Consider the following 15,190-nt stretch of genomic DNA (forward strand, 5'->3'; position numbering starts at 1 on the left):
TGCGGCGGCTTTTTCTATTGTGCGGCCACAGCGTTTGGGCCGGTGCCTGCGGGCGCTCACGCTGCTGGAGCTCGACGAAATGATGGCCCGCTATGCGAGCTATGAGCGGCTTGTTACCGTCATCCGTCACCGCTTCCGGCGACCGACTGCTCACAGCCGCTGCGCGGCAGCGTCCGTCGCTGTCCCGAACCGTGTCGTCACGAACGCAATGAAACTCTGCAGCTTCGGCGTCATGCGGCGGTCGCGCAGGTAGACGACGTGCATCGGCCGCGGCGGGAATTCGTGCTGCGGCAGCACCCGCACCAGGCGGTGCGTCGCGAGGTCGTCGCGGGCCACCATCTCCGGCAGCATGGTGATGCCCATGCCCGCCAGCGCCCCGCGGCGCAGCGCCTGGGAGTTGTCGACCTGCAGCCGCCCGGCGATCGGAATGGTGATCTCGCCGCCGGGCCCGATCAATCGCCATTCCGGGCGCGCCGACCACCACTCCGATCCATGGGTGAAGCTGAAGGTCAAGCAGGTGTGGCGGCTGAGTTCTTCCGGGCGCTGCGGCTTGCCCTGCTGCGCGAGGTAGGCAGGCGCGGCGCAGAGGATCGTGCGATAGGGCGCGAGCGGGCGCGCGACGAGGTTTTCGTCATAGACCGGGCCGATGCGGATGGCGGCCTCGAAGCCGCCTTCGACCAGATCCGTGACGGCGTCGGCGAGATTGATGTCGAGATCGACCGCGGGATAGGCCGCGGCATAGTCGGCGAGCGCGGGCATCAGGCCGTCGATGCCGAACGACACCGGGGCGGTGATCCGCAGCCGTCCCTTGGGAGCTGCATGGGCCTGCTGCGCCAGGGCATCGGCATCGGCGATCAGGCCGAGGATATCGAGGCAGCGCTCGTAATAGACCTCGCCGAACTCGGTGAGATGCTGCCGCCGGGTGGTGCGGTTGAGCAGGCGCGTGCCGAGCCGGCACTCCAGCGCCTGCACGTAGTTGCCGACCATGGTCGCGGACATGTCGCAGTGGTGGGCGGCGGCGGTCAGGCTGCCGGCATCGACCACGCTGACAAAGACCTGCATCGCCCGGACGATGTCCATTCCAAATCCCTGGTTGGGATTGATCCAATATTCTGCAAGTTTATCCAGTTTTGATTGGTGAATACAAGATCGCAGGGGATGCGATCCGACTGGCCAGCCTCCCGAACCATCGAGAGAGTGACCATGCGCGATCCCGCAGCTGCCGACCGTTCGTCCCCGACCCTGACCCTGATCGCCACCGGGATCGGCGTCACCCTGATCATCCTCGACGTCACCGTGGTGAACGTCGCCCTGGAGCGCATCCAGGCGACGTTCGCAACCTCCGTCACCGGACTGCAATGGGTGATGAATGCCTACACGCTGGCGTTCGCCAGCCTGATGCTGACCGCGGGCGCGCTCGGCGACCGGCTCGGCGCCAGGCGCGTGTTCGTCGCCGGCTTCGTGCTGTTCACACTGGCCTCGCTCGCCTGCGGCATGGCGACGGGCCTTGCGATGCTGGTCGTGGCGCGGGTGGTGCAGGGGATCGGCGCCGCGCTGTGCCTGCCGTCGTCGCTGGCGCTGCTCAGCGTAAGTTTTCCGGCCCCCGCGGCCAAGGCGAAAGCGGTTGCGATCTGGTCGGCGATCGGCGGGCTCGCGCTCGCGGCCGGCCCGGTGGTGGGCGGCATTCTGGTCGATCGGTTGGGCTGGCCGAGCATCTTCTTCATCAACCTGCCGTTCGGCGCCCTCGGGATCTGGCTGACGCTGCGTTACGCGCCGCCTGCGGCGCGGGCCGTGCGTCGCGGCCTCGATCCCGCCGGGCAGATCCTCGCCATTGTCGCACTGTGCGGCCTGACCACGCTGTTCATCCAGAGCGGTCCGCTCGGCTGGCTGCACCCGCTGGTGATCGCGAGCGGCGTGATGTTCGTGGTCGCGGCGGCGACGTTCATCGTCGTCGAAAGCCGCAGTCCCGATCCGATGCTGCCATTGATGCTGTTCCGCAGCGGCGCGGTGAGCGCATCATGCATCGTCGGGCTGCTGACCAACTTCGCATTCTACGGCTTGATGTTCGTGCTCAGCCTGTTCTTCCAGGTGGTGAAGGGGTTTTCGCCGCTGCAGGCCGGGCTCGCCTTCCTGCCGATGACGGCGCTGGTGACGATCGGCAATCTCGTGGCCGGCTGGCTCACCGCGCGCTATGGCGCGCGCCTGCCGATGGTCGCGGGGCAGGCACTGGCGGCGGCGGGCTATCTCGCGCTCGCAAGCATCGGCAGCGACACGTCTTATGCCGCCATCATCGCGCCGCTGCTCGCCGCGGGCTTCGGCACCTCGCTCACGGTGCCGTCGATGACCACGGCAGTGCTCGCCCATGTCGAGCGCCAGCGCGCCGGCATCGCTTCGGGCGTGCTCAATGCCGCGCGCCAGATCGGCGGCGTGATCGGGGTCGGCGCGTTCGGCTCCCTGATTGCGGCGCATGGCGGCGATCTCATCGGCGGCATGCGCCTTGCTCAACTTGCGGCCGGTGCGGCGCTGGTGCTCGGCTGCGGGGTCAGTGCGTTTGGCCTTCCGGTGCCTGCACGGTCGCGGCCCTGTCCGGAGGGGGCACGGCCTTGCCCGGTTTCCGATGACGTCATGTAGCGCAGCAGCGCTTCGCGTTCGCGGACGCCACACCACATGCTGTGCCGCGGAACAAATTTTGTCCGCGCGCGGGCGGTCTTGCTCTGCATCAATTTCGTCTCGTCGTCGAATGGGTAGCTTGCAACTGTGGGTGCGGCAGTGAACACTTGCGCCGCACGGTGTTGCACAGGACGAGGCGAAGTCATGATCGTTTCCGACGTTGCGTGTCAGTGTGGAGCTGCCTATTGGCGCGCTGAAGCAAGTTCGCTCAAGGGCCATTGCGGCCAGTTCCACTGCGCCTGCTGCGGCGCGCTGGTGGAGAGCTGGGACCAGCCCAAGGCGCGCGTCTATCGCCTCGTGATCTCGACCGAGCGGCTGTATCAGCATCCCAAGCCACCGCCGTCACCGCTGACCGGCTACGCGCAGGCCCGCGCCGACGCCGCCTGAGGCGGTGCGCGCGGTCGTGCGCCAGTCGTCCTGCGCGGTCCGTCCGGCGCAGTCCGTCCTTCAGTCGTCTTGAGGTGAGCGGGCGTCGATCAGAAGATCGAGCGCGTGCTTGATGATCGCACGCTCGTCTTCCGAGAAGCGCTTGAGCAGCTCGGTTTCGTGTTGCTTTGCGGCGCGCAGCACCGGCTTGGCGAGACCGCGGCCCTTGTCGGTGAGATGAATCAGCGTGCGGCGGCGATCATCGGCCGTGCCGCCGCGTTCGACGAGGCCGTCGGCTTCCATGCGGTCGAGCACCTTGGTCAGGCGCGGCTGCTTCATCAGCGCCATCGCGGCGAGTTCGCCGACCGGCAGCGCCTCGCCGTCCATCAGGCAGGCGAGTACGCGCCATTCCGGCACCGACAGTTTCCAGCCCTTGAGCTGGGCGTGGAATTCGTTGGAAACGATGAAGCTCGCGCGTGCCAGGAGGTAGGCGAGGTAGCTGCGCGCAAAGCTGCCATCGCGCGGCGCCGGCGGCCGGCGCGGGCCGGCGGCTTCGATCCGGCGCAGCACGCCGGAATGAAACAGCAGCGGATCGTGCGCGCGCTCGACAAGGCGCAGCACCTCGCCGACCAGGATGGTGTGGTCGCCGCCGTCGTAGCGCGCCCAGGTGCGGCATTCGAAGATCGGCGCGAGCTCGGCGAGCAGCGGCGCACCGGTGGTGCCGGTGGTGAACGCGATGCCGGCGAACTTGTCGGTGCCGCGGCCGGCGAAGCGCAGCGCCAGCTCCTGATGCTCGGCGCCGAGAAAGTGCACGGCGAAGCCCGATGCGGCGACGAAGGCGTCGTGGCTCGGTGCGCTCTTGGCCGCGCTCCACAGCACCAGCGGCGGATCGAGCGAGACCGAAGCGAAGGAGTTGGCGGTCATGCCGAGACGGCGGTCGCCATGACTGGCGGTGACGATGGTGACGCCGGTGGGAAACTGGCCCAGCGCCTTGCGGAACGCCGCGGGATCGGGCCGCGTGGCGGCGACGGTATCATCCCTGATCGGTTTGACGGCCAAGCGAACCTCGTGGGTTGAATGTTCTGCAGATCCTTGTCTTGATGGGACAAGGACGGGACGCCATTTCCTTCAACTCTAAAAATATTCCTTTTCATATAACATGAAACCGCCTACGCTCCAACGTCAAATGACGCGCGTGCGGAGAGGGAAGGCCGCGGCCTGATCGTTCTGCACTGCAGCGAATGCAAGGAGCGAGGAGCACGCCATGCTGGCCGACCGGATCGAGGCGAAGTGGATCGACGCGTTCTGCGAGGTGTTCGAGCGTTGCGCGGTCAAGCCCGGTGACACCGCGGCCATTCTCTCCGAAACGCAATCGCGTGCCCTCAACGTCCACCTGTCCGAACTCGCGCTGCTGCGCATGGGCGCAAAGCCCTTTCATGTGGTGGTGCCGACGCCGCGCAACCGCCATATCGTGCCGGTGCGTTCGACCGGCGCCAGCGAGGCGATCCAGCGGCTCGGGCCGGTGATCACGGCGCTGCAGCAGGCAGGCTTCGTGGTCGACTGCACCATCGAAGGCCTGATGCATGCGCCGGAGACGCCGGAGATTCTCAAGGCCGGCGCGCGCATCCAGGTGATTTCCAACGAGCATCCCGAAGCGCTCGAGCGCATGCGCCCGGACTCGGCGCTGGAGAAGCGCGTGCGCGCGGCGGCGAAGATGCTGCGCGGCACCAAGCGCATGCATGTCACGTCGGCAGCGGGCTCCGATCTCGACGTCGTGATGGAAGGCGCGTCCACCGTCGGCGTGTGGGGCTGGACCGACAAGCCGGGCACGCTGGCGCACTGGCCCGGCGGCATCGTCGTCAGCTTCCCCAAGAGCGGTTCGGTCAACGGCACGCTGGTGATGGCGCCCGGCGACATCAACCTGACCTTCAAGCGCTATCTCGCCTCGCCGATCCATCTCACGCTCAAGGACGATTACATCGTCGACCTCAAGGGCGAGGGCGCCGACGCCATCATGATGCGCAACTACCTCGCCGCCTGGGGCGACCGCGAGGCCTATGCGGTGTCCCATGTCGGCTGGGGCATGAATCCGGCGGCGCGCTACGAGGCGCTGACCATGTACGACCAGCGCGACACCAACGGCACCGAGCTGCGCGCGGTGTCCGGCAACTTCCTGTTCTCGACCGGCGCCAACGAGTTCGCCGGCCGCTACACCGCCGGCCATTTCGATCTGCCGATGATGGGCACCACCATCGCCCTCGACGGCGTGCCGGTGATCAAGGACGGCGTGGTGCAGGACGTGTTCGGCTAAACCGCGAAACACGATTGTCGACCTTGTCGCCACGCGGGCCCGCCCGCGTGGCGATTTCTTTTCGTGACGGCGTGTCCGAAATTCATCGAAAGATGGCAATTCTGCCACTCCCGTGGCATCATGGCGGCAGCTAGCGTCCGGACATCGCAACCGGAGAAGTTCAAGCCATGCCCATGATCGACGCGTGCATTCCTGAAGGCGCCCTCAGTGCGGAGGCCGAAGCCCGCCTGATGGCGGAACTGACCACCATCCTGATCGGCCACGAGGGCCTCGATCCGACCAACCCGCGCACCCTGAGCTCGACCTGGGTGCTGCTGCACCGGGTGACGACCTATCAGGCCGGCGTGCGCAGCAAGGCGCCGCTCTATCGCATCGTGCCCACGGTGCCGGAAGGCCAGTACACCGACGCGGCGCGTGCCGGTCTCGTCCGCGACGTCACCGCCGCGATCGCCCGCGCCGAGGGCGGCGATCCCGCCGAGGTCGCGACGCGGGTCTGGGTGTTCCCGACCGAGATTTTTGACGGCGGCTGGGGTGGCCGGGGCGTCATCCGCCACCTGCCGGACATCATGGCTTATTTCGGCGGCGCCGAGGCCGACGTGTTCCGCCGCGAGGGCGAGGCGCGGCTGGCTGAAAAGCGCCGCGGCGATCTCGTTGCGGGCTTGCGGACGCTGCTCGCGGCACTCGATGTGCCGGTGCCGCCGCAGCGGGTGATGCGGACGGATGCCACCTGAGCGGCAGCGCCGCGCGATCGGGCGAGGAGGACGACGATGAAGGACGTGCGGGTGTGGGTGTTCGACGGCATTCTCGCGTCCAGCGTCGCCGGTGTCATTGACGTGCTCACCACCGCCAACCTCGTGCTCGGCCGGCAGGGCGCGCCGGCCGGGCAGCGTCTGCGCTGGCGGATCGAATCCGTCGACGGGCGCGCGGTGACCACGGTCTCGGGACAGGTGATCGCGGTCGATGGCGCGATCGCCGCCCGGGCGCGCGCGGACGTGGTGGTGGCCGCCGCGCCGTTCGTCGGCGACATGACGGATTTCTCGGTTCGGGACCGCCGGCTCGAGCCGCTGCTGGCCGGGCTGCGTCAGCAGCATGGACGCGGCGCGATCATCGCCTCGTACTGCACCGGCAGCTTCCTGCTGGCGGAGGCGGGGCTGCTCGACGGCCGCATCGCCACCACCCACTGGGCGAAGGCGCGCGCCTTTCGCGAGCGCTATCCCGCGGTCGAGCTGCGCGCGCACGAGATCATCACCGAGCAGGACCGCATCGTCTGCAGCGGCGCGGTCACGACCGCGCTCAACCTCGCGCTGCGCCTTGTCGAGATTCTCGCTGGTGGCGCCGTGGCGACGGAGGCGGCGCGGCTGTTGCTGGTCGACATGAACCGTGTGTCGCAGGCGTCCTATGCAGTGGCCGACGACGTCGCGCACGACGACGAACTGGTGACGCGGGCGCAGCGCTGGATGCAGCGCCACCTGCGGGACAGCTTCCACCTCGGCGATCTTGCCGCTCACCTCGGCGTCAGCGAGCGCACGCTCAACCGCCGGTTCAAGGCGGCGCTCGGCGAGGCGCCGCTGCATCACCTGCAGAAGCTGCGCATCCAGGTGGCCCGCAAGCTGCTGGAGACGCGCCGCGTTGGCAGCCGTCTTGGCATCGACGATGTCAGCGCCCGGGTCGGCTATGGCGATGTCAGCACCTTCCGCCAGCTGTTCAAGCGCGAGACCGGCGTGTCGCCGCGCGAGTATGAGCGGCGTTTTTCGACCCGGCCGCACTAGGCGGCAACCATTTCTGACATGTCGGTGTCGGCCTCGCCCCGCGGCGCGGTGCGTGACGATGCGCAACGAAATGGTTGCGCATCGCGGGGTGGCGGTCTATATGGATACGCAACCAGGAGGTTGCGTATGAGTGAAACCGATCGCATCGAAAAATCCATCGAACTGAAGGCGCCGCTGTCGCGGGTCTGGAAAGCGCTGACCGATCACGAGGCATTCGGCACCTGGTTCCGCGTCAAGCTGGACGGGCCGTTCGTCCCCGGGGAGGTCTCGCGCGGCCGCGTCACCTATCCCGGTTTCGAGCATGTCGAATGGCAGGCGGTGGTGCAGAAGATGGAGCCCGAGCGGCTGTTCTCGTTCACCTGGCATCCCTACGCGGTCGATCCGAATACGGATTATTCCCAGGAAACGCCGACGCTGGTGACCTTCACGCTCGGGGCGACGGCGACCGGCACGCTGTTGCGGGTGGTCGAGAGCGGCTTCGACAAGATCCCCGCCTGCCGCCGCGCCGAGGCGTTCCGGATGAACGATGGCGGCTGGGCTGAGCAGGTCAGGAACATCGCGGAGTATCTGGCCCATGGCTAGATCAGCCGCCGCGCTCAGGCAGCGTGCGTCGGTGTTCGCTGCGCTCGGCGACGAGACCCGCCTGTCGGTGCTGGGCCGCCTCAGCGCTGGCACGCCGCAATCGATCACCCGCCTCACCGAAGGCACCCGCTTGTCGCGGCAGGCGGTGACCAAGCATTTGCGCGTGCTGGAAACCGCCGGCGTGGTGCGCAGCATCAGGGCCGGACGGGAGAACCTGTTCGCGCTGGAGACGAAGCGCCTCGCGGACGCGCGCCACTATCTCGACGAGGTCTCGCGGCAGTGGGACGACGCCCTGCAGCGCCTGCGGGCGTTCGTGGAGGAGTGAGACGGGAGGTCGGAGCGCTGCACTTCGACATTTTCAATCGTCATCACCGGGCCGGCGCGTAGCGCCGAGACAGCTCAAGCCGGATGCGCGGGTCAAGCCCGCGCATGACGATAGTGGTTGCCGAAGTGCTTCGCCATTCCCTGCGTCATGGCCGGACTTGTTCCGGCCATCCACGTCTTTCTTGCGGCAAAGCTCTAATGACGTGACTGGACTAGCCGCGACCTGTCTCCTCATGGTGAGGAGCGCAGCGCAGCTGCGCGTCTCGAACCATGCGGCCGTGGTCCAGCCGTGTGCTCAGCATCGTAGCCCGGATGAGCGTAGCGATATCCGGGGCTGCGAGCATGGCCCGCATGATCGCAGTTGCATCATCGCTGTCATCCCGCATGCCACTACGCTCATGCGGGGTAAGTTACGGATATCGATCCGGGTGCCTCGGCCTTATCCTTCGAGACGCGCGCGGTGCGCGCTCCTCAGGATGAGGGGACGAGAGAGGCGCCGGAAAAGCGGGTCATCGAGGTACAGCAGGCAGGCCGTAGACGTTGTGCCCGCGTGCTTCCATCAATCCAGCACCGGCGGCTTCGCCAGGCCCATGCGCTTGAGCTGCTCGGCAAGTTCGGCGAGGCGGGATTCGCGATAGGCGTCGACGTCCATGCCGGCGTAGTCGAGGAAGCCCTGGCCGGTGCGCAGGCCGATGCGGCCCTCGGCCATGTTCTTCTGGATGATGTCGGGCGCGACATAGCGCTCGTGGCCGAGCGCGCCGGAGAGATAGCGGCTGGCATAATAGAGAATATCGCCGCCGCCCCAGTCGATGAACTCCAGAAGGCCCAGCACCGCGAAGCGGAAGCCGAAGCCGTACTTGATCGCCTTGTCGAGATCGGCGGCGCTGGCGACGCCTTCCTCGACCATGCGCGCGGCCTCGTTCATGGCGAGCGCCTGGATGCGCGGCACGATGTAGCCGGGCCGTGCGGCGCAGGTCACCGGCACCTTGCCGATGCTCTCCAGCAGCGCGGTGAGCCGCGCGGTGACATCCGGCGAGGTTTTCTCGCCGGGGGAGAGCTCGACCAGCGGCACGAGATGGGCGGGATTGAGCCAGTGGGCGTTGAGAAAGCGCAGGGGATGGGCGACCGCCGGCGAGATGTCGTCAACGAGAATGGTGGAGGTGGTCGAGGCGATGATCGGGTCCGGTCCGGCGAGTTCGGAGGCCCGTGCCAGCGCCTCGCGCTTGAGATCGACGACCTCGGGCACGCCCTCGAAGATCACGGCGGCCGAGGACAGCGCCGGGCCCGCATCGCTTTCCGGCACCACGTGAATGCGCGCCATCAGCGTATCGATGTTCGCCGGGGTGAGGTCGTTGAAACGGCCGAGGCTTTCAAACGTCTTGCGGATCTCGGCGCGGGCGTCCGCCGCCAGCGTATCGAAGGCCTCCTGCGGCCGGGCCTTGAAGTCGACGATCGAAACCTGATGGCCGGCATAGGCGAAGGCGACGGCGATGCCGCGGCCCATCCGTCCGGCGCCGAGGCAGGCGATGCCAGCGCGGCTCATCGCGGGAAACCTTCCTTCAGAAGCTTTTGCAGCGCCGCGCGATCGAGGCCGCCGAGGCCGACGCTCTCCAGCGTGCGGCCGTCGGCAAGGAAGTTCTCGCCGCAGATCGCGCCGCCGATGGCGAGGAAGGCGCTGGCGAGCGGCGTCGCCACGCCGGCGAGCCGCGCTACGGATGTGAGGAACGACAGCCCGACGCGCAGGTCCTCGCGCATGTAGCGGTGTTCGGTCAGCACCAGCTGTTCGCGCCAGTCGCCGGAGTCGGTGAGGCGATCATGCGAGCCGCGGCCGTACATCCATTCCTCGCCTTCTTTGGCGTAGTGGTGGGCGAGCGGGAAGTGCGGAGCGCCATAGCCGAGGCGCTCGCGGATGGCGATGCGCTCGGCGTCGAGCGCGTCGGTGACGCGGCGGATCGCGGCCTGCGTGCCTTCCTTGTGGATGTCCCAGCGCTCGAAATGTTCGATCGGGCCGGCGTTCATCACGATCAGCGGCGGATGGATGATGCAGCCGGCATTCATCAGCGCGCCGGACAGCGCATCGCCGCAATCCTCGATGACGCCGGGGAAAGCCTTGCCGATCACGGCGAGGGCATAGGGCGCGCTGCGCCGGGGGAACACGCCGGTCGGCAGCCGCCTGGCGCGGATGGTGATGGCGACCTCGAACGGGCCGTGCTTTCGGGTCAGCCACGGCAGGGTGCCGGTCTCGGCGAAGGCGACATCGGCGCGGTTGCCGGCGTCGTGCGCGGCCTTGGCGAAGATGAACGAGCCAAAGGTCGCCGGCGGCAGGTACACCACCTGGCCGTCGGCGAGATGCGGCGCCAGCGCGCGGGCGATGTCGTGCTGGGCGAAGGCCGGCGCCGGGCAGACGATCAGCTCGGCGCCGCGCACGGCCTCGGCGATGTCGGTGGTGACGAGGGCGAGCTGCGCGTCATGGCGGCCGCGCGCGTCCTTGACCGCGATGCGTGATCCTGCGGCGCGGTGCTGCGCCACGGCCTCCGTGTCGCGCCGCCACAGCCGCACCTCATGGCCCTGCAATGCGAAGTCGCCCGCCGCCGCGAACGAGCCGTTGCCGCCGCCGAGAACCGCTATCTTCACTTGGCTATCCTCTTCATCCAGACGCGTTTATTCTTGTCGATGCTTCACTCCGTCACCCTGAGGTGGCCGCGCTGACAAGCGCGGCCCTTGAAGGGCGGCGGCCCGGCTGCCCCGGACGTGGCTTTGCTGATCCACGTGACGGACTCAGTCTCTCCTCACGCTTTCCTTCAACCTGAAATGCTGCACCTTGCCGAGCGCGGTGCGCGGCAGGTCGTCGACGAACACGACGTCGCGCGGCACCTTGAAGCGGGCGAGCTCGGCCTGGACATGGGCGGTGAGCGCGACCTTGAGCGTGTCGGGCGCGACCGTGCAGCCGGTGCGGCGCACCACATAGGCCACCGGCACCTCCTGCCACTTCGGATCGGGCACGCCGATGACGCCGACATCGGCGACTTCAGGATGCTGCAGCAGCACCCGCTCGATCTCGGCAGGATAGATGTTCTCGCCGCCGGAGATGATCATGTTCTTCTTGCGGTCGTGCACCCAGACATAGCCGTCGGCATCGCGGGTGCCGATGTCGCCGGTGCGGTACCAGCCGTCGTGCAGCGCGTCGCGCGTCGCCTGTTCGTTACCCCAGTATTCGAAGAACACGTTGGGGCCGCGCACCACGATCTCGCCGGCGGCGCCGGGCGGCACTTCCGCGCCGTCGTCGTCGACCACGGCCGCCTCGCACCACAGGCCGGGCAGGCCGGTCGAGCCGCGCCGGCTGAGGTCGCCGCCGATGCGGGTGTAGATCGCGATGGGACAGGTCTCGGTCGAGCCGTAGACCTGCAGCACCGGCACGCCGCGCGCGGTGAAGCGGTCGATCAGCGCCGGCGGCACGATGGTCGAGCCGGTGGCGATGGCTTTGAGCGACGACAGATCGGTGTCCGCCCATGCCGGATGGTCGAGCACCGCCTGCATGGTGGCCGGCACCAGCACGGTCAGGGTCGGGCGTTCCTGCGCGATGGTCGCGAGCGTGTGGTCGGGCGTGAAGCGGTCGTGGATGGTGACGGTGGCGCCATGATGCAGCGCCGGCGTGGTCTGGATATTGAGCCCGCCGACATGGAAGAACGGCAGCACGGTCAGCACATGGTCGTCGGACGTCAGGCCATGCATGTGCTGGCTCATCATCCCGTTCCACAGCAGCGCCTCCTGGCGCAGCACCGCGCCCTTCGGCCGGCCGGTGGTACCGGAGGTGTAGACGATCAGCAGCGGACAGGAGAGGTCGGTGTGCGGGTTGCGGCCATCGCCATGCGCCCGCGTCAGCAGCGTGTCGAAGGACAAGCCGCGCTCGGGCGTGAAGTCGAGGCCGACCGGGCGGGCGTCAGGCAAAGCGGCGGTAAGAGGCGGCAGCAGCGTGGCGAACGCCTGCTGCAGCACCACCACCTTCACCGTGGCGTCGGACAGGATGAACACCTGCTCGGCGACCGCGAGCCGCCAGTTCAGCGGCACCAGCATGGCGCCAAGCCGCGCGCAGGCGTACAGCAGCACGAGATAGTCGGGATGGTTGAGGCTGAGGATCGCGACGCGATCGCCGCGGCCGACGCCGTATTCCGCCTTGAGCGCCTGTGCTGTCGTTGCGATGCGCTGCTGCAGCTCCGCATAGGTCAGCGTCCCGCCGTCGAACCGCAGCGCCGGCTTGTCCGGAGTGAAGGTGGCGTTGCGTTCGATGAGGTGCGAGAGATCCACGGCGTTTGCTCTACATCGCAGCAAGGATGGGAGAAGCGGTTGCGGTCAGTGTCCGCCATGCCGATGAGAGGCGCTCACCGCATGAATCAGCGCTTCTGTGATATTTTGCGTCATCACCGGGCCGGCGCGTCAGCGCCGTGACCCGGTGATCCAGCTTAAGGTGGGCGAGCGCTGTGCGAAAGCTGGATTGCCGGGTCAAGCCCGGCAATGACGCCGAGAGTGGAGTGCGGCTCACCGTCCCAGACACCGAAGTCCCATTTATGCCGGTTGTCCCGGACGCGCGGTCGAACCGACGATCACTGTGTCCGGGCATGGCGTGTCACTCATCCGTCTCGCCCGCCTCGTACAGCGACTCGCGGCCGATGCGGTCGAGGCAGAGTTCGGCGGTCCAGGGCAGCATCAGCGAGCCGCAGCGACTGTCGCGGTAGATGCGCTCCAGCGGCAGCGATTTCAGCATCGCCTGGCCGCCGCAGGTGCGGATCGCAAGGCGCGCGAGATCATTGGCGCCTTCCATGGTGGCGTACTGCGCCGCATAGGCGCGCAGCACCTGCTCCTTGCTCGGATTGGGGCAGGCTTCCGTCACCGCCTGGAACCAGATCGCCTTGATCTGCTCGAGCTTGACCTGCATCTCGGCGACCGCGATCTGCTTGGTCGGGTACATCCGCCGCTTCACCGGCGGCGTGCCCGGCACTTCGCCGCGCAGGTATTTGACCGTGAAGTCGAACGCCGCCTGCGCCAGGCCCATATAGGTCGGCGACAGCGTCAGGAACATGTGCGGCCAGCGCAGCGCCGCCTGGAAGTAGACGCCGCGCGGCAGCATCGCCGCGTCCTCGCCGACGAACACGTCCTTGAAGATCAGCGTGCGCGACACGGTGCCGCGCATGCCCAGCGGATCCCAGTCGCCGACCACGGAGACGCCGGGCGCGTCCGCAGGAATGGCGAGATAAAGCGTGTTGCGGCGCGACGCCTTCTCGCCCTCGGCGACCTCGGTGCAGAGCACGCCGTAGTAGTTGGCGTGGCCGGAGAGCGAGGCAAAAATCTTCTTGCCGCTGACCAGCCAGCCGCCCTTGACGGGCTTCGCCTCGGTGCCGAACGCGACACCGCCGGCCGCGGCCGCGCCGCCTTCGGAGAACGGCTGGGAGTAGATCGCGCCGTCGTCGATGATGCGGCGATAGTGCACGGCACGGCGCTTGTCGTGTTCGGCGCGGGTCGCGGCATCCATCTCGAGGTCATCTGCGAGCGGGCCCGACCACAGCGTCGAGCACACATGCATGTTCCAGGTCAGTGCAGTGGCGCCGCAGTAGCGGCCGATCTCGGCTGCGGTCAGCGAATAGGTCTGGTAGTCGGCGCCGCCGCCGCCGAGATGTTTCGGGATGGCGATGCCGAGCAGGCCGGAGCGGTGCAGGTCTTTGTAGTTCTCGGTCGGAAACGTCGCCTCGCGGTCGTAGGCCGCAGCGCGGCCGGCGAACACGGTCTGGCCGAGATGCCGCGCCCGCGCCATCAGTTCGGCCTGCTCGTCGCTGAGGCGGAACGCCTTGGCGTCGAAAATCGGCGCGTCGGGCTGGACGGCGGGCGCGGGGCGGGGAGCTGCGGTCATGGCGTCCTCTTAAGTCGTGGTCGCAAGAAACGTGTCGAGTGCGCGGTTGAAGGCGTCGGGGCGTTCGAGGCCGGCGAGATGGCCGACCCCGTCGAGCTCGACATAAACAGCGCCGGGAATGAAGGTCGCCATCTTGGCCATCATCGGCGCCGGGGCGTTGTTGTCCCTAGAGCCGGACAGCACCAGCGTCGGCACGGCGATGTTCGGCAGCGCGGCGCGCAGGTCAAAGCCCATCAGCGCCAGCATGGTGGCGCGGTAGGTCGCCTCGGGCACGGACGCCATGCAGTCGCGCGCCAGCACGAGGCCGGCCTCATCGGGTGTATCACCGACGAGTTCCGACACCAGCGACGGCGCAAGCTGCGCCATGGTGGCGCCGCGGTCGAGCGGGCCGAGCCGCGCATCGATGAATTGCGTCTGCCAGTCGCCGTCGGCCTTGCCGAACGCCGGGCTTGTCTGCGCCAGCACCACGGCGCTGGCGAGTGCGGGATCGTTCGCCAGCGCCTGCTGCACGATCATGCCGCCGATGGAGTGGCCGACCAGGATGGGCTTTTGCGCGCCGCAGCCGTCGAGGAAATCCGTCAGCGCGGCGGCGAGCGCCGCGATGCTCACCTGCGGCAGCGGCGCCGAGCCGCCATAGCCCGGCATGTCCCAGGCAATGGCGCGGAAGCGATCGTGGAAGTGGGAGAGCTGCGGCCGAAAGGCGCGCGCCGCGCCGCCGATGCCGTGCAGAAAGACCAGCGGCGGCAGATGCGCAGCGCCCGCGGTCTCGTAAGCAAAACGTCCGTCGTCGGTTGTCTTCTGGGCGATCTCGACCATGACCACGTCTCACAACTGCCGGAGTGCTGACGATCCTAGCAGGCTGGAATTATATGAAAAGCGATAATTTTAGAGTTGAAGCATTTTTGGCGGGTGCGAAGAAGCGCTTGAATTCGCCTGATATTGCCGCGCTGCAGCAAAGTGAGCGCCCATTCCACGGGCAGCATGGCGTGTGTTTGGGCCGATGATGTGATGGCTGTGGGTGGTGGTTGCGGCTCGTCACAGGTCTTGCCATGGGGCGAAGCGTCTGGATTACATTCTGCGTCATCACCGGGCCGCCGCCAACGGGTCCGCGCGATGAAGCTGGATTGCCGGATCAAGTGTTCAGTCCGGGGACATCACCGACGGGTGTTCGGAGACATAGCCGACACATCACAATACATGGACAGGCTGTTAGGGAGTCGGTCCATGCCATGGCGCAAGGTGTCGGTGATGGAGCAACGACGGGAG

The 15,190-nt window shown here is 67.6% G+C and carries 14 protein-coding genes; 7 read left to right on the top strand and 7 right to left on the bottom strand.

The window, feature by feature from the left end:
- Nucleotides 1-150: 150 nt before the first annotated feature.
- Complete coding sequence (locus AB4Z37_RS29770) at nt 151-1,080, bottom strand: LysR family transcriptional regulator (RefSeq protein ID WP_441520331.1); 930 nt, start codon at nt 1,078-1,080, stop codon at nt 151-153.
- Between the two features lie 123 nt (nt 1,081-1,203).
- On the opposite strand from AB4Z37_RS29770, the gene AB4Z37_RS29775 reads away from it, so the two are divergent.
- Together AB4Z37_RS29775 and AB4Z37_RS29780 are read left to right on the top strand one after the other, a co-directional pair.
- A complete protein-coding gene (locus AB4Z37_RS29775; protein ID WP_441520332.1) occupies nt 1,204-2,631 on the top strand; it encodes an MFS transporter in 1,428 nt (475 codons plus the stop codon).
- A gap of 183 nt (nt 2,632-2,814) precedes the next feature.
- A complete protein-coding gene (locus AB4Z37_RS29780; RefSeq protein WP_441520333.1) occupies nt 2,815-3,057 on the top strand; it encodes a hypothetical protein in 243 nt (80 codons plus the stop codon).
- 60 nt (nt 3,058-3,117) lie between these two features.
- On the opposite strand, the gene AB4Z37_RS29785 is transcribed toward AB4Z37_RS29780, so the two are convergent.
- Nucleotides 3,118-4,095, bottom strand: a complete 978-nt coding sequence (locus tag AB4Z37_RS29785; RefSeq protein ID WP_441520334.1) for a flavin reductase — start codon at nt 4,093-4,095, stop codon at nt 3,118-3,120.
- A 205-nt stretch (nt 4,096-4,300) separates the two neighbouring features.
- On the opposite strand from AB4Z37_RS29785, the gene AB4Z37_RS29790 reads away from it, so the two are divergent.
- From AB4Z37_RS29790 to AB4Z37_RS29810, 5 genes are all read left to right on the top strand, one after another.
- Complete coding sequence (locus AB4Z37_RS29790) at nt 4,301-5,347, top strand: peptidase M29 (RefSeq protein WP_441520335.1); 1,047 nt, start codon at nt 4,301-4,303, stop codon at nt 5,345-5,347.
- A gap of 167 nt (nt 5,348-5,514) precedes the next feature.
- Nucleotides 5,515-6,078 carry a tautomerase family protein gene (locus AB4Z37_RS29795; protein ID WP_441520336.1) on the top strand — a complete coding sequence of 188 codons (564 nt, stop codon included), beginning with the start codon at nt 5,515-5,517 and terminating at the stop codon, nt 6,076-6,078.
- Between the two features lie 36 nt (nt 6,079-6,114).
- Nucleotides 6,115-7,116, top strand: coding sequence for a GlxA family transcriptional regulator (locus AB4Z37_RS29800; RefSeq protein ID WP_441520337.1), 1,002 nt, complete (start codon nt 6,115-6,117; stop codon nt 7,114-7,116).
- A gap of 126 nt (nt 7,117-7,242) precedes the next feature.
- Nucleotides 7,243-7,698: an SRPBCC family protein gene (locus AB4Z37_RS29805; protein WP_441520338.1), complete on the top strand. Its 456-nt coding sequence runs from the start codon at nt 7,243-7,245 to the stop codon at nt 7,696-7,698.
- Entirely contained in the window at nt 7,691-8,023 is a 333-nt protein-coding gene (locus AB4Z37_RS29810) for an ArsR/SmtB family transcription factor (RefSeq protein ID WP_211963503.1), read from the top strand. Before AB4Z37_RS29805 ends, AB4Z37_RS29810 begins: the two co-directional genes overlap by 8 nt.
- 558 nt (nt 8,024-8,581) lie before the next feature.
- On the opposite strand, the gene AB4Z37_RS29815 is transcribed toward AB4Z37_RS29810, so the two are convergent.
- The 5 genes from AB4Z37_RS29815 to AB4Z37_RS29835 all read right to left on the bottom strand — a co-directional run bounded on the left by AB4Z37_RS29815 (nt 8,582) and on the right by AB4Z37_RS29835 (nt 14,740).
- Nucleotides 8,582-9,565, bottom strand: coding sequence for a 3-hydroxybutyryl-CoA dehydrogenase (locus tag AB4Z37_RS29815; protein WP_441520339.1), 984 nt, complete (start codon nt 9,563-9,565; stop codon nt 8,582-8,584).
- Nucleotides 9,562-10,656: an NAD/NADP octopine/nopaline dehydrogenase family protein gene (locus AB4Z37_RS29820; RefSeq protein ID WP_441520340.1), complete on the bottom strand. Its 1,095-nt coding sequence runs from the start codon at nt 10,654-10,656 to the stop codon at nt 9,562-9,564. Before AB4Z37_RS29820 ends, AB4Z37_RS29815 begins: the two co-directional genes overlap by 4 nt.
- 144 nt (nt 10,657-10,800) lie before the next feature.
- Nucleotides 10,801-12,327, bottom strand: a complete 1,527-nt coding sequence (locus tag AB4Z37_RS29825) for a class I adenylate-forming enzyme family protein (protein WP_441520341.1) — start codon at nt 12,325-12,327, stop codon at nt 10,801-10,803.
- Between the two features lie 319 nt (nt 12,328-12,646).
- On the bottom strand, nt 12,647-13,924 hold the full coding sequence (locus AB4Z37_RS29830) for an acyl-CoA dehydrogenase family protein (protein ID WP_441520342.1): 1,278 nt from the start codon (nt 13,922-13,924) through the stop codon (nt 12,647-12,649).
- A 9-nt stretch (nt 13,925-13,933) separates the two neighbouring features.
- Nucleotides 13,934-14,740, bottom strand: a complete 807-nt coding sequence (locus AB4Z37_RS29835) for an alpha/beta fold hydrolase (protein ID WP_441520343.1) — start codon at nt 14,738-14,740, stop codon at nt 13,934-13,936.
- Nucleotides 14,741-15,190: the final 450 nt, after the last annotated feature.

This window comes from Bradyrhizobium sp. 2TAF24 (assembly GCF_052115025.1).
In the GTDB taxonomy this organism is placed as follows: domain Bacteria; phylum Pseudomonadota; class Alphaproteobacteria; order Rhizobiales; family Xanthobacteraceae; genus Bradyrhizobium_A.